Source organism: Agrobacterium larrymoorei (genome assembly GCF_030819275.1).
GTDB lineage: Bacteria > Pseudomonadota > Alphaproteobacteria > Rhizobiales > Rhizobiaceae > Agrobacterium > Agrobacterium larrymoorei_B.
On the sequence record NZ_JAUTBL010000002.1, the window covers coordinates 1491937 to 1516471 of the forward strand.

The 24535-nt window shown below is 56.8% G+C and carries 28 protein-coding genes, 1 tRNA gene and 1 pseudogene; 8 read left to right on the forward strand and 22 right to left on the reverse strand.

The window, feature by feature from the left end; translation table 11 throughout:
- The first annotated feature begins 30 nt into the window (after nucleotides 1–30).
- A complete protein-coding gene (locus QE408_RS15930) occupies nucleotides 31–591 on the forward strand; it encodes a peroxiredoxin (RefSeq protein ID WP_306932856.1) in 561 nt (186 codons plus the stop codon).
- Between the two features lie 467 nt (nucleotides 592–1058).
- On the opposite strand, the gene QE408_RS15935 is transcribed toward QE408_RS15930, so the two are convergent.
- From QE408_RS15935 to QE408_RS15980, 10 genes are all read right to left on the reverse strand, one after another.
- Nucleotides 1059–2840 (reverse strand): chloride channel protein, encoded by a 1782-nt coding sequence (locus QE408_RS15935; RefSeq protein ID WP_306932858.1) that lies wholly within the window; start codon nucleotides 2838–2840, stop codon nucleotides 1059–1061.
- A gap of 18 nt (nucleotides 2841–2858) precedes the next feature.
- Nucleotides 2859–3689 (reverse strand): MBL fold metallo-hydrolase, encoded by an 831-nt coding sequence (locus tag QE408_RS15940; protein ID WP_306932860.1) that lies wholly within the window; start codon nucleotides 3687–3689, stop codon nucleotides 2859–2861.
- Between the two features lie 3 nt (nucleotides 3690–3692).
- Entirely contained in the window at nucleotides 3693–4475 is a 783-nt protein-coding gene (locus QE408_RS15945) for a TatD family hydrolase (RefSeq protein WP_306932864.1), read from the reverse strand.
- An 8-nt stretch (nucleotides 4476–4483) separates the two neighbouring features.
- On the reverse strand, nucleotides 4484–6034 hold the full coding sequence (metG, locus tag QE408_RS15950; RefSeq protein ID WP_306932866.1) for a methionine--tRNA ligase: 1551 nt from the start codon (nucleotides 6032–6034) through the stop codon (nucleotides 4484–4486).
- A 99-nt stretch (nucleotides 6035–6133) separates the two neighbouring features.
- Nucleotides 6134–6553, reverse strand: coding sequence for an NUDIX domain-containing protein (locus QE408_RS15955; RefSeq protein WP_306932867.1), 420 nt, complete (start codon nucleotides 6551–6553; stop codon nucleotides 6134–6136).
- Between the two features lie 36 nt (nucleotides 6554–6589).
- The gene (locus QE408_RS15960) at nucleotides 6590–7615 is read right to left on the reverse strand and encodes a DNA polymerase III subunit delta' (protein ID WP_306932868.1); all 1026 of its coding nucleotides are present in this window, start codon (nucleotides 7613–7615) and stop codon (nucleotides 6590–6592) included.
- Nucleotides 7612–8280, reverse strand: coding sequence for a dTMP kinase (gene tmk / locus QE408_RS15965; RefSeq protein WP_349042544.1), 669 nt, complete (start codon nucleotides 8278–8280; stop codon nucleotides 7612–7614). Before tmk ends, QE408_RS15960 begins: the two co-directional genes overlap by 4 nt.
- 98 nt (nucleotides 8281–8378) lie before the next feature.
- Nucleotides 8379–9551: a D-alanyl-D-alanine carboxypeptidase family protein gene (locus QE408_RS15970; protein WP_306932870.1), complete on the reverse strand. Its 1173-nt coding sequence runs from the start codon at nucleotides 9549–9551 to the stop codon at nucleotides 8379–8381.
- Nucleotides 9552–9662: 111 nt separating this feature from the next.
- The gene (locus tag QE408_RS15975) at nucleotides 9663–10718 is read right to left on the reverse strand and encodes a septal ring lytic transglycosylase RlpA family protein (protein ID WP_306932872.1); all 1056 of its coding nucleotides are present in this window, start codon (nucleotides 10716–10718) and stop codon (nucleotides 9663–9665) included.
- A 489-nt stretch (nucleotides 10719–11207) separates the two neighbouring features.
- Nucleotides 11208–11399: a hypothetical protein gene (locus tag QE408_RS15980; RefSeq protein WP_306932874.1), complete on the reverse strand. Its 192-nt coding sequence runs from the start codon at nucleotides 11397–11399 to the stop codon at nucleotides 11208–11210.
- Nucleotides 11400–11957: 558 nt separating this feature from the next.
- Here QE408_RS15980 and QE408_RS15985 point away from each other — a divergent pair.
- Nucleotides 11958–12713: a hypothetical protein gene (locus QE408_RS15985; protein WP_306932875.1), complete on the forward strand. Its 756-nt coding sequence runs from the start codon at nucleotides 11958–11960 to the stop codon at nucleotides 12711–12713.
- A 25-nt stretch (nucleotides 12714–12738) separates the two neighbouring features.
- On the opposite strand, the gene QE408_RS15990 is transcribed toward QE408_RS15985, so the two are convergent.
- From QE408_RS15990 to QE408_RS16015, 6 genes and pseudogenes are all read right to left on the reverse strand, one after another.
- Complete coding sequence (locus QE408_RS15990) at nucleotides 12739–13251, reverse strand: hypothetical protein (RefSeq protein ID WP_306932877.1); 513 nt, start codon at nucleotides 13249–13251, stop codon at nucleotides 12739–12741.
- Nucleotides 13252–13578, reverse strand: coding sequence for a hypothetical protein (locus QE408_RS15995; RefSeq protein WP_306932879.1), 327 nt, complete (start codon nucleotides 13576–13578; stop codon nucleotides 13252–13254).
- 34 nt (nucleotides 13579–13612) lie between these two features.
- Nucleotides 13613–13861 (reverse strand): annotated as a pseudogene (locus QE408_RS16000) (hypothetical protein); the annotation flags it as partial.
- A complete protein-coding gene (locus QE408_RS16005) occupies nucleotides 13858–14286 on the reverse strand; it encodes a glycoside hydrolase family protein (RefSeq protein ID WP_373465557.1) in 429 nt (142 codons plus the stop codon). The pseudogene QE408_RS16000 and the gene QE408_RS16005, both read right to left, overlap by 4 nt.
- On the reverse strand, nucleotides 14237–14434 hold the full coding sequence (locus QE408_RS16010; RefSeq protein ID WP_306932882.1) for a hypothetical protein: 198 nt from the start codon (nucleotides 14432–14434) through the stop codon (nucleotides 14237–14239). Before QE408_RS16010 ends, QE408_RS16005 begins: the two co-directional genes overlap by 50 nt.
- Nucleotides 14421–14642, reverse strand: coding sequence for a DUF7940 domain-containing protein (locus tag QE408_RS16015; protein WP_306932884.1), 222 nt, complete (start codon nucleotides 14640–14642; stop codon nucleotides 14421–14423). Before QE408_RS16015 ends, QE408_RS16010 begins: the two co-directional genes overlap by 14 nt.
- A gap of 103 nt (nucleotides 14643–14745) precedes the next feature.
- Between QE408_RS16015 and QE408_RS16020 the strand changes: the two genes are divergently transcribed.
- Nucleotides 14746–15477 carry a hypothetical protein gene (locus QE408_RS16020; protein WP_306932886.1) on the forward strand — a complete coding sequence of 244 codons (732 nt, stop codon included), beginning with the start codon at nucleotides 14746–14748 and terminating at the stop codon, nucleotides 15475–15477.
- Between the two features lie 131 nt (nucleotides 15478–15608).
- Here the strand turns inward: QE408_RS16020 and QE408_RS16025 are convergent, their stop codons facing one another.
- Together QE408_RS16025 and QE408_RS16030 are read right to left on the reverse strand one after the other, a co-directional pair.
- On the reverse strand, nucleotides 15609–15986 hold the full coding sequence (locus QE408_RS16025; RefSeq protein ID WP_306932888.1) for a hypothetical protein: 378 nt from the start codon (nucleotides 15984–15986) through the stop codon (nucleotides 15609–15611).
- A gap of 1 nt (nucleotide 15987) precedes the next feature.
- The gene (locus tag QE408_RS16030; RefSeq protein ID WP_306932890.1) at nucleotides 15988–16527 is read right to left on the reverse strand and encodes a hypothetical protein; all 540 of its coding nucleotides are present in this window, start codon (nucleotides 16525–16527) and stop codon (nucleotides 15988–15990) included.
- Between the two features lie 47 nt (nucleotides 16528–16574).
- On the opposite strand from QE408_RS16030, the gene QE408_RS16035 reads away from it, so the two are divergent.
- On the forward strand, nucleotides 16575–17012 hold the full coding sequence (locus tag QE408_RS16035; protein ID WP_306932891.1) for a tyrosine-type recombinase/integrase: 438 nt from the start codon (nucleotides 16575–16577) through the stop codon (nucleotides 17010–17012).
- 77 nt (nucleotides 17013–17089) lie between these two features.
- Nucleotides 17090–17179 (forward strand) — tRNA-Ser (locus QE408_RS16040).
- Between the two features lie 114 nt (nucleotides 17180–17293).
- On the opposite strand, the gene QE408_RS16045 is transcribed toward QE408_RS16040, so the two are convergent.
- Both QE408_RS16045 and QE408_RS16050 read right to left on the reverse strand, forming a co-directional pair.
- Complete coding sequence (locus QE408_RS16045) at nucleotides 17294–18397, reverse strand: hypothetical protein (protein ID WP_306932893.1); 1104 nt, start codon at nucleotides 18395–18397, stop codon at nucleotides 17294–17296.
- A gap of 95 nt (nucleotides 18398–18492) precedes the next feature.
- Complete coding sequence (locus QE408_RS16050) at nucleotides 18493–19431, reverse strand: LysR family transcriptional regulator (RefSeq protein ID WP_306932895.1); 939 nt, start codon at nucleotides 19429–19431, stop codon at nucleotides 18493–18495.
- A 92-nt stretch (nucleotides 19432–19523) separates the two neighbouring features.
- On the opposite strand from QE408_RS16050, the gene poxB reads away from it, so the two are divergent.
- The 3 genes from poxB to QE408_RS16065 all read left to right on the forward strand — a co-directional run bounded on the left by poxB (nucleotide 19524) and on the right by QE408_RS16065 (nucleotide 23613).
- Complete coding sequence (gene poxB / locus QE408_RS16055) at nucleotides 19524–21248, forward strand: ubiquinone-dependent pyruvate dehydrogenase (protein ID WP_306932896.1); 1725 nt, start codon at nucleotides 19524–19526, stop codon at nucleotides 21246–21248.
- Between the two features lie 12 nt (nucleotides 21249–21260).
- Nucleotides 21261–21746, forward strand: a complete 486-nt coding sequence (locus QE408_RS16060) for an FUSC family protein (RefSeq protein WP_306932898.1) — start codon at nucleotides 21261–21263, stop codon at nucleotides 21744–21746.
- A gap of 97 nt (nucleotides 21747–21843) precedes the next feature.
- Nucleotides 21844–23613: an FUSC family protein gene (locus QE408_RS16065; RefSeq protein ID WP_306932900.1), complete on the forward strand. Its 1770-nt coding sequence runs from the start codon at nucleotides 21844–21846 to the stop codon at nucleotides 23611–23613.
- Nucleotides 23614–23693: 80 nt separating this feature from the next.
- Here the strand turns inward: QE408_RS16065 and QE408_RS16070 are convergent, their stop codons facing one another.
- Both QE408_RS16070 and QE408_RS16075 read right to left on the reverse strand, forming a co-directional pair.
- Nucleotides 23694–24197 (reverse strand): DUF992 domain-containing protein, encoded by a 504-nt coding sequence (locus QE408_RS16070; protein WP_306932902.1) that lies wholly within the window; start codon nucleotides 24195–24197, stop codon nucleotides 23694–23696.
- A complete protein-coding gene (locus QE408_RS16075; protein WP_306932904.1) occupies nucleotides 24194–24517 on the reverse strand; it encodes a BON domain-containing protein in 324 nt (107 codons plus the stop codon). The genes QE408_RS16070 and QE408_RS16075 overlap by 4 nt, the downstream gene beginning before the upstream one ends.
- Nucleotides 24518–24535 lie beyond the last annotated feature (18 nt).

Genomic DNA, 24535 nt, shown 5'->3' on the forward strand with positions numbered 1-24535 from the left:
TCTCAAGGGAAGAAAAGCGAAGAGGCTGAGATGACTGAATTCGGGAATGTTGGTCCGCTGGGGATTGGAGATGATGAAGGCGTAGCTCAACGTTTGCTTGGCACGGACGTCCCGGGCATTCAACTAAAAGCAACGGATGGAACGTCTGTCGATCTACGAGGTGCGGGGCTGTCTGTGATCTACGCTTACCCAAGAACAAGTGCTCCTGGCGTCGAGGCAATTGCAGGATGGGATGCAATTCCCGGGGCAAGAGGATGCACGCCACAATCTTGCGCTTTCCGCGACCATTTCGCGGAATTGAGAGAACTCGGAGCGAGCCGTCTGTTTGGCCTATCAACGCAGACGACAGAATATCAACGCGAGGCCGCAGAGCGGCTTCACTTGCCGTTTCAACTACTTTCTGACCAGTCACTTCTTCTCACGTCAGCTCTTGGTCTACCAACATTCCAAGCCGGAGGCATGACTTTACTGAGAAGGCTCACAATGATCATTAGGTCCGGCACTATCGAACACGTCTTCTATCCCGTGCATCCGCCAGAGAGAAGCGCAGATGCGGTGGCATCCTGGTTGAGGGCCAATTACACCTCCTGACGAGATATTGACCGTAAGTGCCAGACGTTCCACCTCTTGCGAAGAGCCAGATGGAGCGTCAGCTAAATCTCACCCGATCGAGCATTTCGATAGCGAGTGTGAGGCCATGCTCAAGCGCAGCGTGTGGGTTCGACCAAGCTAACCGCCATGCCGCATCTCGGCAGTAATCACCATTTTAATGCGAGAAGACTTCGTCGATGAACTTGGTGCGCCGGATCTGTCAGAAAGTGGAAAAGGCATGACGCCCAAGCCTCCCAGCGATGATGTCACAGGGCGTCCCACCATGCGAGAGCGGCCACTCTCACGCCATTCATCCATGTCGATTTGGGAGTAGGTGCGTACCCAAGTCAAACTTCATTATTGCCCCCAATTAGACACATCCTAAGGTCGCATAATATAGATTATGGAACTAAAACGAATGATTGGGGCGACAGTCCGAAGGTTCTCCCGTACGACGCCGATCCCACTCAAATCTCGCCAGAGGCCTCGCGACGTCGCATCTCCAGTTCTTCGCTGTAGCGTCGCAGCGTATGGCTCTCGGTCAGAAGCCCAACCGGCCGGTTCTCCACCTTATCGTTGACGACGGCCAGTGCTTCGCTTTCGGTATTGTCGAAGGCTGCAGCGGCTTGGCGGGCGTTCATGGTCGGCAGCAGCACGTCGTTCTTGTAATGGAGATATGTCTCAAGGCCGATCTTGGAAGCGTCGCGTTCCATCGGATCGGCATAGATTTCCGGCACTAGAATGATGCCGGCGTAGCGGCCGTCGTCATGGGTCATGATAACGCGTTGGGTTGAGCCGAGCGGAAACTTCTCCTTGAAGGCTTCAAGGCCCATGCTGAGATTGGCTTTGCGGATATCGGCACGCATCATCTTGCCGACGGTCAGATCGCGGATCCAGCCGATGTCATGGGCGCTGCGGATGCTCTCTCCGCGCAAGTGAAAACGCCACGTTGCGAAGGAATAGCCGAAGGTGGTGCGCACCACGAGCGACGTGGTGATAACGGCGGCCAGCACAAGCGCCGTGATCTGGAAGTCGCCGGTCAACTCGAGGGCAAGAAAGGTCATGGTCAAAGGGCCACCGATAATGGCGGCAGCAAAGGCACTCATGCCGATCACGGCGTAGACGACCGGTTGCGTGGCGCCATAACCGATGTATGGCGCACAGATCGCAAAAATCTTGCCGAGCAGCGAGCCCATGAACAGCGAAGCAAAGAACAAGCCCCCACGAAAACTGGAGCCGATCGAGACCGCACTGGCGGTTGCCTTGAGCAGAAACAATCCCAGAAGCCCAAAAAGCGTGATATCCGCGTCGAGGTTGAGATGCAGAGCACCGTGTCCGCTGGAAAGCACCTGCGGTGAAATCAAGGCCAGAGCGCCGACGACGAGGCCGCCAAGTGTGGGGCGAAGCCAGAGTGGTATCGCGCTTTTGCGCGCCGTCTCCTCAATGAAGGACACGGCCTGCATGAGAACGATACCGATGCCTGCGCAGACGACGCCGAGAAAGATGGCAGGCACATAATCCGACGGTGTTACCGCACCAGAGCCGATCACGTCGATATTGATGCCATGATACGACACCAAGCCCGCAACGATGTTCGCCACCAGCGCAGAAACGATCAGCGGTGCGAGCGTGACAATCGTATAGGTACCAATGATCAACTCGATAGCGTAGAAGGTGCCTGTCAACGGCGCGTTGAAGGCGGCGGCAATCGCGCCGGCAGCCCCGCATCCGACAAGGATACGCATGTCCCCTCGCCTCAGCTTCAGATTGAGACCGAGCTTCGATGCGACGCCGCTCGCCACCTGCGTATAGCCAGCCTCCAGCCCCACGGAGGCGCCAAAGCCATTGGAGACAATGTTCTGCACGCAGACAATGATGCTATCGGTCAGTGAAAGGCGTCCACCATGCAGCGCATTGGCTTCGATCGGGTCGACCATCGGCTTCTTGCGTGTTCGCGACAGGATGAAGAGAATAAGGCCGAGAACCACGCCTCCGAGGACTGGCCCCGCCAGCACGATCCAACCCGTGAGATTGCTGCTGCTGAGCCTCTCGACACCGAAGACAATGACGTGAAGAGCGGTGCTGAGTGCGCCGATCAGAGCAACGAGGAGACCTGCGGCAGCACCGACGAGAATTGCCAGGACGACAAGCGCAAGTTCGCCTCGACGAAACAGAGCGCGCAGGCGTCCGCTGCGAATATTGTCGAAAAAGCTCGCCATGCTGGGGGCGCGGAAAGGCCTGATCGACATTGCATTCCTCTGTGACAGCTACAGGCGCTCTTCCGCCAGTTCCACCTCGAAACGCATCTGATCGTAGCCGGGTTCGACATGGTCTGGCGTTTCCCGCAAGACGGTGTCGTAATCCAGTGGCGTGTGCATATGCGTCAAGATAGCGTGCTTTGCCCCGAGTTTCTCGATCCAATCGAGCGACTGCTCAAGCGAAAGATGGCTGGGGTGATAGCGATACTGCAATGTGTCGATGACGATCGTGTCGAGATTTTGGAGTTTTGCCACGGATTCGAGCGGAAAATCGCTGACATCGGTGCAGTAGGCCACATCACCGATGCGAAAGCCGAGCGAGATGATATCGCCATGTTGCTGCAAATGCGGCATGATGCGCAGCCGACCACCCTCGCCTTCGATAGCGATGTCCTGATCCAGATTCTCGATCAGATGGGGTTTGACGATCGGCGGATAATTGCTGCCGACGGGCGTCTCCACACAGTAAGGAAAACCGTCGTGAATGCGCTTCATGGTCTCCGGCTCAGCATAGACCGGTATCCGGCTTCCAGAGGTGATGAAGTAACCGCGCAGGTCATCGATGCCGTGTAAATGATCGGCGTGATGGTGCGTGTAAAGCACCGCGTCGATCGTCTTGACGCCGGCAGCAATCATCTGTTCGCGGAAATCCGGACCGGTATCGACAACGACCGTTGTTACGCCGCCATCCGGCGCGATCTGCTCGATCAGAAAGGCCGCGCGGGTGCGTCTGTTTTTCGGATTGGTCGGGTCGCAGGCGCCCCAATCTCCGTTGATGCGCGGAACGCCGGGAGAAGAGGAGCAGCCAAGAATGGTAAAGCGACGCCGATACAATGCCAAAGATCAGACCTTCGTCATTTTCGAAAAACAGCGGAAAGCGTTGTCCGTCGTGATCTCGGCCATCTTTTCGTAAGACACGCCGTGAACATCGGCCAGCACCTCAGCCGTGTTGACGACGTAGGATGGCTCGTTGCGCTTCCCACGCCAGCGCTTCGGCGCGAGATAGGGCGCATCCGTTTCCACCAACAGGCGGTCTAGTGGAACGGTCGCAGCGATATCGCGGATGTCCTGCGATTTCGGAAAGGTCAAAATGCCGGAGAATGAAACGTAGCCGCCCATTTCCACGCCAGCCTTCGCCAGTTCCGGTCCGGCAGAGAAGCAGTGCAGAATAAAGGGAAAGCCTCCCTTCCCGCTTTCTTCGCGCAGGATTGCGATCATATCATCATCGGCGCTGCGGCTGTGAATGACGAGCGGAAGCTGGGTGATCCGTGCCGCTTCGATGTGACGTCGCAGACCGGTTTTCTGGTCTTCCGGCTTCTGCGTATCGTAGAAGTAATCCAGACCCGCCTCGCCGATCGCTACGATCTTGTCGTGGCTGTTGGCAAGCCGTACGAGGTCACCAGCCGAAATATCCAGTTCCTCGTCTGCATTGTTCGGATGCGTACCGACCGAGCAGAAAACCGACGGGTATCTCTCGACGATCTTCAACAGTTCCGGCAAGCGCCGAACACGGGTCGAGATCGTCACCATCTGGGCGACGCCGGACGCATGGGCGCGCGCGATGATGTCGTCGCGCTCGGCATCGAAATCGGCAAAGTCCAGATGGCAATGGGTGTCGATCAGCATGCTCTACTTTACGCCTCCGGTGCCACGTAACGCGGGAAGACCGGTTTCGGCGCCTCAAGCGGCGTGCCGGGCACCAGTCGGCCAGCTTCCCCAAGCGCCGCAAAGTCCCGCTTGTCGGCGGGTGCAGCAACCAAGTCGAGAAGCTTTTCGCAGGAGGCTGGCATGAAGGGCTGCAGCAAAATGCCGATCTGGCGCACGACTTCCGCCGTCACATAAAGCACGGTGCCCATGCGCTCCGCATCGGTTTTCTTCAGCGCCCATGGTTCCTGGCTGGCGAAGTAGCGGTCCGTCTCGGAAACGACGGCGATAATCGAGGCCAGGGCCTTGTGGATCATCTGCTTGTTCATTTCGTCGCGGCAGCTTGCCAGAAGCGCGTCGGCAGCAGCAAGCATGGCCTTGTCTTCGTCCGTGAAGGCGCCCGGTGTGGGGATCTGCCCGTCGCAGTTCTTGACGATCATCGAAAGCGAGCGGCTGGCGAGGTTGCCGATACCGTTGGCGAGATCGGCGTTGATGCGGGTGGCAATCCCCTCCTCGCTATAGCTGCCATCCTGGCCGAAGGAGACCTCGCGCAGGAAGAAATAGCGCACCTGATCGAGCCCGAAGTGGTTCACCAGATTGACCGGATCGACCACATTACCGAGCGATTTCGACATCTTCTCGCCCTTGTTGAGCAGGAAGCCATGCGCATAGACCCGCTTTGGCAGCGGCAGACCGGCACTCATCAGGAAGGCTGGCCAGTAGACGGCGTGGAAGCGAATAATATCCTTGCCGATGATGTGCACATCAGCTGGCCAGTATTTTGCCCGCGGGCCATTTTTGTCTTCGATGTAGCCGGTCGCGGTAATGTAGTTGGTCAGCGCATCCACCCACACATACATCACATGCTTCGGATCGTTCGGCACCTTGATGCCCCAGTCGAATGTTGTGCGCGAAACGGAAAGATCCTTCAGACCGGATTTGACGAAAGAGATGATTTCATTGCGGCGCTCGGCCGGACCAATAAAATCGGGATTCTCTTCGTAGTGCTTCAGAAGTTTGTCCTGGTACTCGGAGAGCTTGAAGAAGTAGCTTTCCTCCTCGACCCACTCCACCGGCGTGCCCTGTGGTCCGTAGCGAACGCCATCGGCGCGCACCTCGGTTTCGTCTTCGGCGTAATAGGCCTCGTCGCGGACCGAGTACCATCCGGCGTAGCTATCCTTGTAGATGTCACCGGCATTCGACATCAGGTTCCAGATGTTGCGTGATGTCTCGTGGTGACGCTCTTCCGTGGTGCGGATGAAGTCATCATTGGAGGCATTCAGCAGCTTGCCCATCTCGCGAAACTGGTCGGAATTACGCTGCGCCAGTTCCTCCGGCGAAATGCCTTCCGCACGTGCCGTCTGCTGCATCTTCTGGCCGTGCTCGTCAGTACCCGTCAGAAAGAAAACATCCCGCCCATCCAGACGCTGAAACCGCGCCATGGCATCCGTCGCGATCAGCTCATAGGCATGGCCGATATGCGGCTTGCCATTGGGGTAGGAAATCGCGGTGGTGATGTAGAAAGGGGTCTTGTCTGTCATGACGCTCGATCGGCTTTACGGTCTGATTTTTGAGATAGACCGCTTTAGCCTATTGTTCGCGCAAGCGAAAGCAAAAGCGTAGCTACTATTACTCGCGGTTTAAAGGGGAGTACAAAACTGTCGAATTCGCGGAGAGAAAAATGCCAGGGCCTGGTGAAAGACGGGATGCCAATCGTCACTTAAAGGCTGCTCAAGCGGATGCCAGAAAAACGAAAAGGTATGACTATGATCGTCAGTGGTCGCGTGATCCCAAGAATCTGGCAGCGACTTTCCGCGGTAAGCGAAAAAGTGCCACGACACGTTTTCTGGACCAATAGGACTGGTGCCTAAAAAGATCATGGCACTACCAACGACCAGGCCGCTTTCCTCTTCGAGCTCTCGCTTAGCGGCATCTTGCAGAGACTCGCCCTTTTCCACCGTTCCCTTGACGAATTGCTTGACCGCGGATGGATGGATGAAACCGAGCACTTCCCGACCGCTTGAGGTCTCGCGGAAAACGACCGGACAAACTTTCTCCATACGTATCCTCTCTCGCAGCAAACGAGATGACAACAATCACACCGAACGCATGTCTTCCAGAATGGAGAGCACCATCTGCTTCTTGTCGAGATTATACGCCTGCGCAATGGTGATGCGCTCGGACAGCGAGGAGGACAGTCGGGCTTGGCGTTCGGCGCCCTTCAGATCCCCCGCGATCGCTGCGCATTTGGCGCGGTGCATCAACTGCTCAGTCGCGTGCTCCATGAAGAAACCGAGGATGATATCGCCATCCTTCTGCGCCAGAACATCGGCCAACTTGTGCATTTGCTTGCGCGCCGAAGGTCCCTCAGCGCTCATCACGGCGTTGAACACATCGACGATGTCCGAACCGCCATAATTGACGAGCTTCAGCGCCTGGGCTACGCTTCCTTTAGAGGCTTGCAGAAGGGCCGCCCTCTTCTCCCCCGCAATCGAAAGCCCCAGATTCTCGAGCGCATTTTCCATCGCGCTGTCAGCCAAAGGCTGGAGACGCAGCGGCATGCAGCGCGATCGTATGGTCGGCAGAAGCTTGCCGGGCGCATGCGACAGAACCAGGAACATTGCCCGCTTCGGCGGCTCTTCCAGTATTTTTAAGATCGCATTGGCAGCGTTGCGATTGAGATCGTCCGCCGGGTCGATGATCACGATCCGCCAGTTACCGGTACCCGATGTCTGCGAGAAGAAGTGCCCTGCCCGCCTCACCTCATCAACCGTGATGGCTGACTTGGTCTTCCCTGTTTTCTCGTCAACCGGTCGCGTCAGGTGCAGCAGATTGTGCGAGGCGCCGGATGATATCTGGCGGCTGACGAACGATGACGGTTCAGGATCGGCAATTTGGTCCGGCGCCACAGCCGGATCGGGATGCGATAGAACGTGATTGGCAAAGCGAAAGGCAAGCGTTGCTTTGCCGATTCCCTCTGGCCCCTCGATCAGGATGGCATGATGGCCCTTGCCCGAGCGATAGGACTGCGCCAGAAACTGCTCTGCCTCGTCATGGCCAAAAAGGCGCGTATTGTCCTGCGGTGCAATCGCACCATCGAGAACGCCCGGTGTCTCACTCATTGCGCCACATCCGAAAGATGTTCAAAACGCTCAAGGAGTGGCTCGACCATCGCCAGAACGTCTTCCGTCACCCTCTCCTGCGGCTGCTTGGCATCCACGATGCGGCAACGGCGGGGCTCGTTCAGCGCAATGTCGAGATAGGCTTCGCGCCGCTTTTCATGCGTCTCCAACTCTTCCTTCTCGAAGCGATCGGGTGCCGCACCATCATCGGCACGCTTGCGCGCGCGCGCCAGACCATCCACAGCGGGAATATCGAAGATCAGCGTCAGATCGGGCATCGTGCCGTCCACCGCAATGCGCTGCAGCGTTTCGATGAACTCCGGCTCCAGATTTCCAGTCGTGCCCTGATAGACGCGCGATGAATCGAGAAATCGGTCGCAGAGAACCACAGCACCGCTCTCGAGTGCCGGACGGATCACCTCTTCCACATGGTCGTTACGGGCTGCGGCAAACAACATCGCTTCCATGCGCACGCCAAAAGCCTCTGCAGCACCCGAGAGCAGCACGTGACGAATGGCTTCAGCCCCTGGCGAACCGCCTGGCTCGCGTGTCACGACGACTTCAAGCCCACGGCTGCGCAGCGTTTCCGCCAGGATACGGATCTGCGTGGATTTGCCAGCGCCCTCACCGCCTTCGAAGCTTATGAACAGTCCTTTTTGGGGCAATGTCTCTTCCTGATAGTCTCGTCTCTTGCTTCTTATTAGACGATATCGATGGGGTGCGAAACCGCTGCACATCCTTTTCAGGCGGGCGGCAGGCTCTTTCAGAGCCAGAAAAACAACAGCTCTTTCAAAGCACCGGCCGCGTTCTGGCTGAGCGTGCCGGGCGCGACGGCCGCGGTCGTGTAAAGAGGCACTTCCCGCAGCAATCTCTCGCCGGAGAAAATGCGAAGCGTCGCGGCGTTATACCCTGCATCGAGAGGCGCATTGAGCGGCCATTTGTAGACGATGCGACCCGACAGCCGATCAGGGTTGTTGAGTGGCACAAGCACGCTCACCGTCTCATGCACCGCAAGATCGACAGCCGAAGCCGCACCCCCATAGACGCTGACGCTGCCAACCGTTTCGTTCTTTTGAAACAGTTCGCGCTTTTGAAATGCCGTCAGCCCCCACTCGACAACGCGACGGGCCTCTTCCTGCCGTGTCTTATCGTCTTCCATCCCGGCCAGCGTCAGGTAGATACGGCGACCGTCTCTTTCGGCAGAAACAACAGCGGAATAACCGTGGCCCTCGGCAAAACCGAGCCCCAGACCATCGATGCCGAGATCAGCCGCAAGAAGCGTGTTCTTGTTGCGTTGGAAGATGCGATTCCACTCGAAATCCGGCTTGGTGAAAAGGCCGTAGCGATCCGGATAGGTCTCACGAATGTGCTTGGCCAGCATGACCATGTCTTTGGCAGTCGTTGTGTTGGCCGGGTCAGGAAGCCCGGTGGAGTTGGCAAAGACGCTTCCCGTCAATCCAATCGCTTTCGCCCGGTCCGTCATCGCCTTGGCAAAGGCCGCATCCGAGCCGGCGATGCCTTCCGCCAGAATGATGCAGCCATCATTGGCGTTTTGCACCACCACGCCCGTCAGAAGATCATTGACGCTCACGGAGGATTTTAGCGCGGCGAACATGGTGGAGGTTCGGGAGGGAGCGCCACCCGTTCGCCAGGCATATTCTGATACAGGATAGGCCGTCTCTGGCGAGACGCGACCATTCTTCAGCGCATCGAAAACGGTTTCCACCGTCATCAGCTTGGCAAGAGACGCAGGCGGAAACGGCGTGGTCTCATTCAGCGACAGCAGAACCGTGCCGGTCTCGGCATCGATCATATAGGCCTGCTGTGCCTTGACGACGAGACCACCGGATTGCGCTGACGCAGTCGCTGCGCTGCAGGCCAGCACCAGCGCAACGAAGCTGAAACGACGGATGATTTTCGGTATCAAAGTCACCATGAAACGCCGGCCCGCCGTCTGTTTTGCTACTTCACGCCCGCCGGACGATCCGAAAAATGGAATCGTCGTTGGATACAGCGATTATGGGCCACAAGACCGTCGAGGCAAAGCTCAACGGACCTTGTTCTGCTTGTTCTTCACGTAGTTCAGAATGGACTCTTCCGTCAGCTCGCCATGGTCGACAAGGACGGCATCGAAAACCTGAGCAACTTTGGATGCTGGCGCAGCTTCGGAATAGGCAGAAGCATAGCGTGGCGATGGGCCTGGAACGCGAAGGAAGTTGCCTTCAGGACGCTCGTTGATGAAGGGGCCAATCTCTGGAAGCGCAATGAACTGAACATTGCCCTGCCCTCCGAAAGAAGCAGGTGCCGGACCTTCCACCAGCGGCATGGCCTGAAGCGCATTGTTCTTTTTCGTGCCAACCAGCGCGGTCTGCGCCGAGCCACCATAGGCAGGGTTGGATGGAATCGGAATGTTTCGCTGCGATGCGGAAGCCACCATCACGCCGCTTGCAATCTGACCTTCAGGATTGACGCCAGGAGCGCGCGATCCCTTGGGGATGTAAGACGCCATCAGGAATGGCATGTCGTGACCATCGAGCGGCGCGCGACCGACATACTGCACCCGTACATTGGCAGTGCCGGTGCCCTTCATGTCGAGAAGATCGGCAGTCTTGCTGGATACGTCGATCAGACGACCCTCATGGAAGGGACCGCGATCGTTGACGCGAACGACAACGGATGAACCATTTTCAAGATTGGTGACGCGGGCATAGCTCGGAAGCGGGAATGTCGGGTGAGCGGCGGAAAGATGTTCCTTGTCGTAAGCCTCACCATTGGCCGTCATGCGACCATGGAAAGCGGAACCGTACCAGGAGGCCAGACCGGTCTTGTCGTAGCCTGGATCTTCCTTCGGAAAATACCGACGGCCTTTGACCGTATAAGCATTGCCCACGAGGAACCGGCCACCGCCCTTGGGGACGTTGGCACCTTCTGCGATACGCGGACTTGCCTTCACGCCATATTCCGACTCGGCGAAATATTCCTTGCTGCGCTTTGGCTTCGTTTTTGTTTCCGACGTCGTCGAACATGATGCGGTCGCGGCACAGAGAACGGCAATGCCGACCCATTTGACGCTGACGCCAATCTTCGTAACGGTAGACTTCAAATTTCTGCCCCGTGCTGCTTCAGACCGCACCTGTGCACGGCCCCTCTCACACCTCGATGATCACGCCCATCACATCGAAGCACTTAACGGATGCCTAATCTTGCCCGCAACATGGCGAAAATGCGAACGATAGGTTCTGGAAAGTTAAAATTGTAATCAACGTGGTTAAGGTTTGGTTAAAATTGCGACGACGGGAGCGACTGGAAAATAAGGCTTTTGAGGCAATTGACGCGCTGGCGCAAACGTTTATAAACCCGCGACAGGCAAGGATGGGTGTCCGAGTGGTTTAAGGGACCGGTCTTGAAATTCGGTTATTGCCGTATTCACCTGTATTTCATCATCCTCAAACAGCCTCAATTTCAAAGGTTTTCGATCGGTATCGTGCGTGTTCGTGCGGCACTATCTGCAATGCTGCTACCGAGTTTGGTAGCAAAATGGTAGCAAGTTGGTCACCAGCCGTTCCCGAGGGGCTGATAGCAGCAATATCCGTCAGTCGTAGTCTTTCCATTTGACGACCAGATCACCTCCCAACGCTTTTACCGCAAGGTGGACCATCTTCATGTTGGGTTTGCACTGCCGCCAAGAGTGACTAAGAAAATATCCTTTGGTGCCACTTGCTTCATCAAGATCTCGCAGCGTCCACTTTATGTCTTCGATTCTTTGGAGGATTGCGTCGATCATCGGTTCCCCGGTTCTTCGATGCTGATAATAATAGCCTTGCCTAGCAAGCCCATAGTAGCTGGCGGCCAATTTTATCGCGGGCCGTGTTCGGCCTGGGAACTGCGCCATAATGCCGGCCCGCGTCTCAGTCGTGTATAGTCGTCGCAGCTTACTTAGATCGGAAGCTAGCCATGGATGTCGGATTTCCTTCAGTCCGAGCTTCTGAGCACGCCTCCATATGCCTTTCTGATGTCTATGCGGCAACTCCGCCATGATCTTTTCGTAATCGGGGTGATAAGCATGGAGGATCCTGTCCTCTTCCTCGGTCCAGAGTTTATGCCCACTAGGTGTAGATCCAGATCGGTGCATTGTCGCTCTGGCTCGCTGCGCGGTGTTCGCGTGCCGGCTTAGCTCTGCTAGATACATGTCGGTCTCCTTTCGGACGAATGAAAACCGGCTTTTTGGATCGCTGGGGTACCACAAAGATGATGTGGGACACGCGTCTCGCAGAAATCGACGAAAAAATCCAAGAGATCAAGGAGCATCCAGCGAGTCGCGCTGATATTCGACGGCATTCCCGTGATCGGCAGAGGCGATATACGCCTTGACCTCTCAACAGGCGCTCTTTCCTCTTATCAGCGGATAATTTCGGCTGCTCTAGCCAGCCAAACAGAACCTCACGTCGGGGCAAAGGGTAAGGTGAAAGGAGAAGGCCGCTCTAAACTCTATATCCGCGATATAGTTCGCGGATCGATGGGGTTCATTCTTGAGGAATTAGAACCACCTCAGACTGACATGTTCAACACCCCGCTTAAGACCGCTGTTGAGGAAGCAACACAATTGATCGAGCGTCTTAGTCATGGATCTCGGGACGAGTTCGATGCAGCGCTAAGCGACACTGCACCTCGGCTCATCGGGGCCGTTCAAAAATTCACTAAGGTCCTGCGCGACGGACGCGCAACCGCCAAGATCATGGGCGATGAGGCTAAGGTTGCGTTAGGCCTGGAAGATATCGGTGGGCTGTCAGAGCGGTTCGAAGATATCAGCGTTGATGAAGAAGTCTCAAATTTCATAGGTATGCTGCAAGGCGTACTTCCCGTTTCGAGAGAGTTTGAGTTGAACGTTTTTGACGGAGAAGGCACGATCACCGGGATCGCCGCCGATGATCTGGTCGATAAATATGTGCATGATCAGCAGTTCCGTGAGAGTCTGCTCCTCACACCAGTAATTGCCCAAGTTAAATTCACGCGGTCTTTTCGCCGCAAAACCCTGATCAAACAACAGGTGATTTTGGAGAACTTGGAACCATTATCGGCGCTTACTGGACCAGAATGACACCGGTGCCGACGGAGATTATTTTTCAGCTTCGACGCTGCGGTACCCTGTTTATCGTCGCTTCCATCCGCTGCAAGATTTCCTTCATTACCTGAATGTCACCGGACTGCCGGTTGAATGCCATCTGCAGTTCTTTGATCGCAGTCGAGATATTTTCCGTCATGTTCTCCAAGATGGTCGTTCGATACTCAAATCCAGCAAGGCGTCGATCGTCATCGTTGGCTTGCTTCTCCAGAGCCTTGAGACGCTCTCCAATTGCGGCTTCGAGCTTGGAAACTTCTGCCAGACGGTTCTTGTGCAGATCGTCATGCGCAGACCACTTTTCGGACTGAGCCTTTTCGATCTGACCGCGCTTAGCATCTGCATCCCGCTCCACCCGGGCAATTTCTATCGTGTTCGCCCGAATGTCGCTTTCTACACGCTCCACCCACCCGCCGACTTCGATGAAGAAGTCCAACACAGAAGCCACAATCAATCCCGTATTAAGCATTGAGCCGAAGAGCTGCCAAAAGCCTTCGACCTGTTTAAATCGCGCCATTTAAATTCCCGCCCTGATATCCTTCGCACCATAGCGAGTTTGGACGCCGTCGTAGAATGAAGCGCACCGAAGAGTGCGCCTATCCACGAAATCCGCCGACAAATCCCAGCGCAGTTGCGTGTTGCGCGGCTTTTCAGTTCCATATTTCGGGATCACACGCGCCATCTTCTGCCGGCACTCATCCGGCAAATCAGGAAGGTGCACACCGGCCGCCGCCTTTCCCCGAGACTCAGCGGCGACAATAAGCCTCGCCTCTTTGTTGGCACAGCAAGAGGCGATCACGGTCAGTCTAACGGTAATCACCGTCATCAAGGTTTTGATTGTCATCTTTGATCGCCTGTTCCTGCTTTGCTTCGATCTGTTGTTGAATGAGGGCATCGGCCAGCGCACGTTTGCGATAGTCTTCCAGGGCTTGCGCAGCTGCGTTTCGCTGGCGCTCCATTTCGTTTGCCTTGGCTTCGGCTGCACTCTTCTCGGAAAGCAGCACATATCCCTTCAGCACTGAGGCATCGTGCAGCGATAGCCAGAGCCGGAAGCCGGCAACGGCGATCAGCAATGCCAGGACGAACGCAACGGCCCGACCTATGATCGTAGTGGGAAGGAAGCTCATAAGCCGGACACGCAAAGCTCAGCTTCGCCCAAGCGCTGCGCATCGCCCATCTCGCGTCTGTTGACGAGCCGCCTGCCCTGTTGAAAGCGCGTCTGCGCTTCGCAAGCCGCCTTCCACTGCCCAGCGTCGACAAGAGCCTTCGCCGTCGATCGACACCATGCGCCCACGCCGAAGTTATAAGAACCGGAGATCATCGAGGCGCGGACGCTGGTTGGCGCTTTCGAGAGGTTCGGGGAGTATTGAACGATCTGCTTGTAATAGTCGTGATGGACACGGCGCAGCAGCATGTCTTTGCATTGCGGCTGTGTGAAAGTCATACCCGGCGCCACCGGCTTGCCGTTGATGCGCGTTTTGCCATAGCAGATGTCATAAATCTTAGCGAACGGATCCCAATGTGAACGGAGAACCAAGCCTTCCCATGGCATGCTCTACGGCCAGGATAACGGCGGGGTCCATTTTCGCCGTCGTCGCGTAACGGTCATAGGCGGCATATCCACCGGCAGAGATTGTTGCCAGCACTGCGGCAATCGCCGCTTTACCGCGCTTCGTCGGTGCGATCTTATTGATCGGCATCGGAGACACCTTTCTGCACAAGGATTCGGGAAACGAAGGCGCCGCAGGTCGCAATAGCCGAGAGCGCCGCGAACAGGCCGCGTGGGATATCGACGTATCCGTCAATGATGGGCAGGAAGACTTCGAGGCCGGACAGTAGACCGGCGAGCAAAATCCATCGGATGGACCAGGCGCGTTTCAGCACCTGCCACCAGTTGGCAATGAGCATAATTTAGACCTTTTTTATTCGAGGATATTGAGACCTACACGCGGAAGGGGTAGGGAAACATGAGGCAATCGGCATCCGTCAATTAGACATCAGGAAGTTATCAGTGCCCCTGCTGACGCTCGGTGACAGTCATGCTCTCTTTTGTTATGCTGGCGTTGCGGGCGCAAAAATCTATTGGCGTGGGCCTGTCACGATGCACAGGGCAGCCAGAGACGGTATTAAGTCCGTAGTGCCGGGAAACTTCCGGCCAAAAAAAGACGATGTTGTTATTCTTTCTTTTGGAGAGATCGACTGCCGCGCGCATATTCCAAAGATTGCCAGCATCAGATCCTCAACAACGCGTATCGAGACGCTGGCTCTTTGCGATAGGTTCGAAAAAGCATTTGCTGTTTTCGCCTCGAAATGCCCAGCTCAAGTCGCGATGTCCTGCATAATTCCCCCTCCTCCTATCGGACTTGCGACTGAGTACTATCGAAGCCATGACGAGTGCATGGAAGATGCAATAGCCATCCGAGAAATGATGAATCTCCGGCTTTCACAAATGGCTACATTTGTTGATTTCAGAAATGACTTCGTCTCAGAAAATGGGCAGCTTCGGCCCGACAGGTGGGATGGGAACGTTCATATCGACAGCAGATTCGCCCAGCCGGTTGTGAATGCGGTTAATTCGACGATTGGGACCTCATTCGCAACCACACCCCCAATCTGGCCGCACCCGATGCCAATGGCTCAACCGCCGTACATCTCCCCAATCCGGAAGGCTCGGCGTACGATTAAGCGGTTTGTGCTTTCGTCTTTGGGTCTTCAGACTTACCCGCCTGAGACGAAGAGCTAGACCCACCTACTGTCTGAAGTGTAGTCCGCCGGAATGGGATCCATCGCCTTGAGCCCGAAGTACGCGGCATAAAGGGGTTGTCGCCATGCGGCGGCAGCATCCAACACCAACCACCATTCAGAAGCTTTCACTTAGACAAGACCGGTATTCGTCTTGATGCCGATGAGACGGTCGGGCTCGCCCATGTTCATTGCCGCTTGCGCTAGCGGCGTGACCTCCTGCATCCACCGGGTCATGTCGCCCGGCGTTGTGCCGAAGTGATGGACGCCTCGCTCATCTCCGAAATTGTAATCGAAGCCAAGAGAGAGACGGCGGTTCACTTCATCGGTCAGCATTTCCGGTGTTGGAGAGGGTACAACATACGCTGGTATCGTGTTGCCCGCCTCCTCCCATTCTGCAATCGCCTGACGGTAGCGATTGCCCATGTCGTCCGGCACGAAGGATACAGCGCCATCGTCAGAGAAAACGGCCTTAATTGCACCCGTTTCTGTGTAGCCTAATACCTGCATGTCAAATACTCGCATCGATTTTGACATTGTCGAGAACACCCCAATTGCTTACAGCACCCACGTTACCGGTCAGTCTGATCAATGTTGGATTAGCGGCTGAGTTAAATGATGTTACCTCTGCCGCTGGAGTAGCTGTTACAGTCGGGGCGGCTCCCATCGGAGGCTCCAGCGGAATTTCTAGTCTTCGACCCAAAGAACCAGACGTTGTGTCCATTGGATACATCGCGATGTTTGGAATGAGCCGGAAAAATCGTCTGCACAGCAGGAGAGTTTGTTGGTAGCTTCTGTCACCATGAGGATCCGGGTCTGCGGTTGCGTCGCCTTTAACAAACGAAACACGGGCTAAATCTGCAGTTTGTACTGTATTTTTATTCACGAATTCTAGCACAGCATAGAGGGCATCATTATCGGCAGTGCCCAACGTTTTACCTGAGACCGACGGGACGTTAAAAATCTGATCGAATCGTTGCCATGCGGTGGTCAGCGTTTTAACAGCCCCGAAAGTAAAAACCTCTGCTGACGGCGAACCGCCAGTGCCCAAAACTTGAGATAGCTGTTAGACAGAGCGCGGAGCAGGTTGGAACGGGCGTGCGATACAAGGAAACGAAGTCCGGCAAGTCTCGTGTCGTCGCGCCGTCGTCATCTGTGATTGACGAATTGAAGCGCCACCGGATCGCCCAGGCGGAGGAGCAACTGAAAATCGGGATCAGGCCGGATGATAATTCATTCGTGGTTGCCCAGGTAGACGGTAGCCCGCTGAAACCAGTATCACTCACTCACGAGTGGACGCGATTGCTGGCAAAGACATCCTTGCCCAAGATCAGGTTTCACGATATGCGCCACTCCCATGCTACCCAATTGCTTGCCGCCGGGGTCCACCCAAAGATTGCCAGTGAACGCCTCGGCCACTCGACAATCGGCATCACGCTTGACCTGTATTCCCATGTAATGCCGGGGATGCAAGCAAACGCAGCGGAGCAGGTTGACGCCGCAATCCAATCTGCTAGAAAGCCCTCGACCAAATGATTGGGTAGCAAAGCGGTAGCAAGTGCTGTTTTCGAGAAGTCGGCAATAAGAAGATTTCTCAACTATATCAATCACATGGATGGGTGTCCGAGTGGTTTAAGGAACCGGTCTTGAAAACCGGCGTGCGGGAGACCGTACCGTGGGTTCGAATCCCACCCCATCCGCCACTGATTCCTTTTTTATTTCAAAGACATAACTGGTCTGCTCGCCACAGGAAGTGAGCAGTATACGTCAAAAATGAGAGCCAGAACCGTGCAACGGTTCCGGCCCATCGCGATGACTCACTTCCAGCTTCTATAGTCGCCTGCCGTGCATCCAAACGGTGCGTTCTGGTCACCGAAACGCTTCTGCAATTGAGCGCAGCCCCATTTGTTGATTGGGCCTGGCATCAGGTTGTTGATGTCCATCGCTGGTGACGTGAATTGTGACGGCGCAGCGGTGACGTACCAGAGCCAGTAGCCTCCGAGCCCGACAATCATCAGCAGTATGATAATACCGAACGCCTTGACGCCATGCACGGCGGAGGCGCCAGCCGATTTTTGAGGCTGGGTTCTTGTGGTCTGTGTGTTTTTCGAAACGGCTGCATCGGGAGCGAAAGCTGACAATGCCTGCGCCCTCTCCGCTTCGGTCATTTCGATACGCTCCAAACGGCTATCCAGAATGACCGGCAGAGGGCTGTTCTTCTGCCAGGCGGCGAGAGCGATATCGTGCTTCTCGGATTGTCCGATGATGAATGGAACCTCGTCCTTGCGCATCAGCGAGAAGGATTGCCGCTTCGTCTTGTCGTCGCGAATGGTGTCTGAATAGGTGACGAAGACTCCGCCGCGCTTTTTGGTGACATTCGTCAGAGCGACCGGCAACAGGGTGAGTGGCTGTGCTTCGTTGAGCTTCGCCTTTGCCCGGAAGTATCGAACGAGTGCCACAACCAGTGCAATACCGCCGAAGCTCAGAAGAACGGCGATGATCACCAGCGTGACGATCCGGTTCCACAGCATGTCGAGACCGAGCGAAATCGTCGCAAGCTGAGGATCCGAGCCCGAGATAAAGAGGCCTGCCTCGTAGTCTCCGGAGTGGATATCGACGAACATCACCTCGACGTCGCTGTTGTAGTGCTTGCCTTGATAGTCATAGGCGAGCTTGGCGGTGCAGGTGGTGAAGACAGCCTTACGGGTCTTGCAACTGCCGTTAAGGTCGCCGTCCTCAATCTCAACCGGGTTCTGGCTGATCTTGTAATCCCGGATAATTCCCGGTCCTTCCGCTACCAGCATGAAGACGGCAATTGCCAGCAGGATTACCGGAGAGAAGGAGTAGGCGAACGGAATGGACAATACGCCGCGCTTCAATTTCAAAGGGCGCGGTGGAAGCTTTATGTCTGGAATTAGCATGATGGCCTTTGCGCGTTTTTTGATCACAAGCGCGGCATCAATAGTTGAACAGCATTTGCTAAACAACCGCCACAGGCCAGATAGATCACATCGCCTTATCTCAAAGCGGGCGCAAAATCGGCATGAGTATTGGACCTCGCAATTTGCACAGCACTCGTCACGAAGGATGTCACCAGCTTCGCATGGTCGTCGGTCCGTGTGGCAATTGCGATCGGCGCGCGAGGCGATTTCCCGGCGATCGGGCGGTAGACAGCTCCTTCATTGCGTATCGAAGCGACAGAACGCGGCACGATCGAAACGCCGAAACCTGCCGCAACCAGCGGGATGATGGAGACGATCTGCGACGCCTCCTGGCCCAGCTTGGGGCTGACGCCTGCCTCGTTGCATGCGGAGACGATGCTGTCGTAAAGACCCGGCCCAATGTCCCGTGGGAAGAGAATGAGATTCTCACCGGCGACAGCGTCAAGTGGCAACTTGTCATGGTCACACAAGGGATGATCTGCAGGCAGCGCGACCACCATGTCCTCATCGAGGCAGGCCCGAACAGAGAGCAAGCCATCCTCTAAAACGGGTGGGCGGATAAAAGCCACATCCAGCCTTCCCTCGCGCAGGCCAGCAAGAAGTGCGGGAGTGTTGCTCTGCTCCGGCGACAGCACCACATCGGGATAGGCTGAGCGGTAAGCGCGAATGATAAGCGGAATGGCCGGATGAAAATAGGTGGCTCCGGCAAAGCCCAGGCGAAGGCGGCCAGTCTGGCCCGCCGCGTGGCGTCGAACCTGAGTGACGGCATCCTCAAAACGCCCGACGATGTCGAGCGCTGTGTCCTGAAACACCCTCCCCGCAGCCGTCAGTTCTACCCCCTTGGCATGACGGGTAAAAAGCCGAGCGCCCACCGTTTCTTCAAGCTGGCGGATTTGCATGCTGAGCGGCGGCTGGCGAATGCCGATCCTGTCTGCCGCGCGGGTAAAATGCTTTTCGTCTGCAACGACGAGAAAGTAGCGAAGCCGCCGAATATCAATGTCATCCAATATCATATATGAAAAAGCCTCAATCCATATATTGGAAATTAGATCGAAACGTCTCTAGCTTTCAAGGAAGAACAACGACGTGAACAAAGGAGACATCCATGACCATGACCGTCGCTGATCTACTGGCAGAAAGCCTCGCCGATATTGGCGTTGAGCGCATCTGGGGCGTTACAGGCGATAGCCTCAACGGGCTGAACGACAGCTTGAGGCGGCTTGGGAAAATAGAATGGATGCATGTGCGCCATGAAGAGACCGCTGCCTTTGCGGCGGGCGCCGAAGCGGCGGTAACAGGCAAGCTCGCCGTCTGCGCGGGCAGCTGCGGCCCGGGCAACCTCCATTTGATCAATGGCCTGTTCGACTGCAAGCGCAACCACGTTCCGGTGCTGGCAATTGCGGCCCATATACCATCCTCCGAAATCGGGCTTGGCTATTTTCAGGAAACCCATCCGCAGGAACTGTTTCGCGAATGCGCGGATTTTGTCGAGCTTGTCTCCAATCCGGCACAAATGCCGGGCGTTCTCAACCGTGCGCTGAATACGGCGATCGGCCAGAACGGTGTTGCCGTGCTTGTCATTCCGGGCGATGTCGCTCTCGCCGATGCGCCCGTTTCGACAGTTCCGCCTCAGGCCGTTCCGTCCCTGCCCCGCATTCTTCCTCGCGAAGAGGAAATCAGCCGCCTCGCCGAGTTACTGAATGAGGGCAAGGCGATCACCATTCTCGCGGGCAGCGGCTGTGCCGGCCATCACGACGCGGTCGTGGCTCTGGCGGATGCGTTGAAAGCCCCTGTCGTGCATGCGCTACGGGGCAAGGAACACGTCGAATGGGACAATCCCTTCGATGTCGGCATGACTGGCCTCATCGGCTTCTCGTCTGGTTATCACGCGATGGAAAATGCCGACACACTCGTCATGCTCGGTACCGACTTCCCCTATCGCGCCTTCTATCCCACCAAGGCGCGGATCGTTCAGATCGACCGAGATGCGGGCGCACTCGGCAAGCGCGCGCCCCTGACACAAGGCCTGGTCGGGGATGTCGGCGAAACGATTGCCGCCCTGCTGCCCCACTTGAAACCCCGCACTGACGCGCGTTTTCTTGATGCTGCTCGTGCTAATTACGTCAAGGCGCGCGAAGGGCTGGACGATCTGGCAAAACCTTCCGGCGCCGGCAAGCCGATCCATCCCCAGTATCTGGCGCAAAGGGTCAGCGAACTTGCTGCACAAGATGCGATCTTCACGGCAGATGTCGGCACCCCCACCGTCTGGGCGGCACGCTATCTCGCGATGAATGGCAAGCGGCGTCTTCTTGGCTCTTTTAATCACGGCTCGATGGCAAACGCCATGCTTCAGGCCATCGGCGCGCAGGCTGCAGCACCGGATCGGCAGATCGTGTCACTCTCGGGTGACGGCGGATTCACCATGATGATGGGCGATTTCATCACGCTGTCGCAACTCAACCTGCCGGTGAAAATCATTGTCTTCAATAACGGCTCCCTCGGCTTCGTAGCGATGGAGATGAAAGCGGCGGGCTATATCGACACGGGCACAGACCTCAAGAACCCAAATTTTGCCGCCATGGCCAACGCCATGGGCATCAAAGGCATCCGGGTGGAAGAGTCGGTTGACGTCGATTGGGCATTGAGTTCGGCCTTTGCCCATCCAGGACCTGTGCTGGTCGATGTCGTAACCGCGAAACAGGAACTCGTCATGCCGCCGAAGATCAAGGCGGAACAGGCCAAGGGCTTCAGCCTCTATATGCTGAAGGCCATTATCAGTGGCCGCGGTGATGAAGTGGTTGAACTCGCCCGTACAAATCTGCTGCGGTAAGGGACGACGACAGTGAACGAGACACGCGTCCGCGACCTGGCTTTCGTTCTGCGCTGCTCCGGGGCCGCGACACTGTCCTTCATCCTGGCAGAGGCGGTCCGGCTTCCCCATCCCGTCTGGGCGGCCATGTCCGGCATCATCGTGGGTCAGGAAAGGCTTGGCGATACCCGCCAAGCCACCATCGGGCGGTTTGTCGGCACCCTGCTTGGTGTGATCATCGCCGTCGTCGTCGGCACGGCGTCACAATGGCTCGGCGCGGGGCAGGCTTTCGAAATTGCTATTGCGGTCGGACTGGCTGCCATCATCGTGCGGCGCTATCCATCCCTCAAGGTCTGCATGTGGACCTGCCCCATCGTGTTCCTGACAACCACGGCCGACACGCCTTTATGGGAAGTGGGATTGTATCGAGGCGCGGAGGTTTTGCTGGGAAGCGCGGTTGGTGCGTTGGTGCATGCTGTTGCAGAACAAATCATATGGGTACGCTATGGCCGCTCTTGAGCAGCAAAGACGCCTCAGCAAAATCAGGCGGAAAAGTAGACGGGCTATCCATTATCTTCGACGGGCAGCACGCCGGCTGGAGTTGCGGGCCGTCGGCTTGCTGCCAGAGCAGTTTAGCGGCGATGAAGGTGCGCGCGCAGCGCTTGCTGTCGGAGCACCGTTGATTCTCGCGCTGGTAGCCGGTCAGCCCTCACTTGGATGGGCAGTCTTTGCTGCGTTCTGGACATGTCTTTGCGACGGACCGGGTCCTCATGCCATGCGCCGCCGCACACTCGGACTTTTCGTCCTGATCGGCACCGCGATCGCCTTCACCGGATCGTGGGCCGCGTCGGCGGGAACGGAAGCTGCCCTTGCCGTCGGCCCTGCCCTTGTCTTCGTTGCCGTACTGGTTGGGGCGGCTTTTTCCCTGGACGGCGTGCTCGGAACCCTGCTTGCTGTGGTCGCCGTCGTTGCCGTCGGTTTTCCGCACCCACTTCCAACTGCGACAGCACAGTCGCTGACTTTCCTGGCCGGTGGAAGCTGGGCCTTCCTCCTGATCAACTTGTTCTGGCGCATTGATCCAACGGCATCACTCCACCGGAACGCGGGCGCCGTCATTACGCGCCTGTCAGACATGGCGAAAGACTTGGCCGCGATTGGTGATGGCGGCCATAGGGACGCGCAGTGGCATAGTGAACATGCCGAACACAGACGTGCCGTTCGAATGGCGATGGAGCGGCTGAGAGCGGTGCTGGCACGGTACCCGGGAGATGCACGGCGATATCACAACGCGCTTCGAGCGGCCGAGATCATCTTTGGCGCCCTCGTCGCTTTGGATCATGCCTATATCCACAGGTTGGGGCCGACAGCAGAGCGTGCGGCGACGGCACGTGCATTTGACACCGCCCTGCTCGGTGTCCGCCTCTCTTTACGAGAGAGGAGTAAGAAAGTCGTTTTGCGCCGTGGCATCGAGCGGCTGGAAAGGATAGGCAAAACTCTCACGGACGATGTCATGACTGGCTGTGTGCTGGCATTGCAGCAGGCGTTGCACGTAGTGGAAAACCCGGATCAGTCCACCGAAGCCCTGGCAGCACCACCGGATCAGGTCGCCACGAACTGGAAGGACCGGATGAAGGGCGCGCTCCGACTGGCTTTACGGCAGTCAGCGGGCGTCATTGGGGTCTACTACGCCGCCATCATCTTTCAGCTGGGTTATCCCTACTGGGCAACAATGGCGTTGATCGTCTGCCTTCAGGGCGGCGCCCGCGTGACATGGGCGCGGTCGCTTGAACGTGTTCTTGGCTCCCTTCTCGGTGGCGTGTTGGCGCTGAGCCTGCTCTTCATCACGCAGAATCAAATGGTGTTATGCCCCCTGGCTATCCTGCTCGCCAGTGTTACGATTTCGCTGCGGTCGGTGAATTACACGGTCTTCGTCGTCTTCCTGACGACGCTCTTCATTATCGTAACCGATATGATGCATCCCGGAAGCGGCATCGCCGCAGCGCGGGTGGTCGATAACCTCCTGGGCAGTATCGCGGCACTGCTTGCCGTTCTCGTTCTGTGGCCGGATCTCGGCCCCCCGCTTCATCGGCTGATCACCAAAGGCCGGGAGGCGAACCTTGCCTATCTGGAAAGCGTCATCGCCGGCAAACCTGTCCTTGAAGTGCGCACCGCGCAGCGTACCGCAGGTTTGGCGAGCATCGATGTCGAGGTCGCGCTGCACGACCTTGCCGGGTTGCGATACCGCCGCCATCGCCTCAACGAAGGTGATCAGTTGGCTCTGCGTGAGATGCGCAACCTTGCAGGAGAGGCGGCAGCCGCCTGGCATAGGCGGCTTGGAGAGCACCATAGGCCTGAAGACAATCAATCGAAAGAAACAGGCACTTGAAACAGTCGGGGCGGTGTAAACCCCACCGCCCCGCACGCATGTCATCCGCTTCTGATCTTGTTTTAGTCTCAGCGCGCCAATTAGCTGGCAGACTTCAACTGAAGGCTAGCGATACCGGCTGCTAGGTTGACGCCCGTGCCTGCCTGGGCACTCAGCGGCTGCAGCGCGAAGTTCTTGGCGTTGCCGCCGATCAGAGCGTTTGCACCGAGACCGACACCAACTGCGGCAGAGGCCGATGCGCCGACATAAGTACCGCTGAGCGCGCCATCGCCGACACGGGATTCAGCCGTGTTGAAGACGATCCAGCTCAGATATTGCTTGCCGGTAACACCGACGTCGAGGCCGATCTTGCCGATTTTACCCGTGTAGCGTTCAACTTCACCCGAACGCTGGCGAAACTCGCAGGATACCGCCTTGCTTGATCCGACGACCAGGCCGATGCCGCCGTCGATTTCGCAAGACAGCGTGCCGACCCGCTCTTTCTGTGCGGTTTCCATATGCTTGTGCGAGCGCTTTGCTTCGGCATTTGCGACCGGTGCAATGGCAAGAGCGGCAACTGCGGTGGCAAGAACGAGCTTCTTCATAGGGGACTCCTGTTGTCGTTTATAGAGAGATCTGGTCTGGCCATACGCCGGGGCGCTATGGACTGGATTGTCGGCCTAATTGAGAGATCGGCGATGATCGGACGAGAAGCAAAACACTCCGCGATGAAAACTGCGCATTCGAGTGAGGCAAGCGTTTCCACCTCACCCGTCAGCATAACCCTGCCATTCTCGATGGACACCGTGATACGACTGCCTTCCTGGCCATCCGCATAGGCAATGATGGCTTGAAGTGCGGCGCAGAGGCTGCAATCCTGGGGGTTCGCGACTGGTGACAGTGCCTCGTCGGAAGAAATCATCATCTCGATCGACTCCTTGCC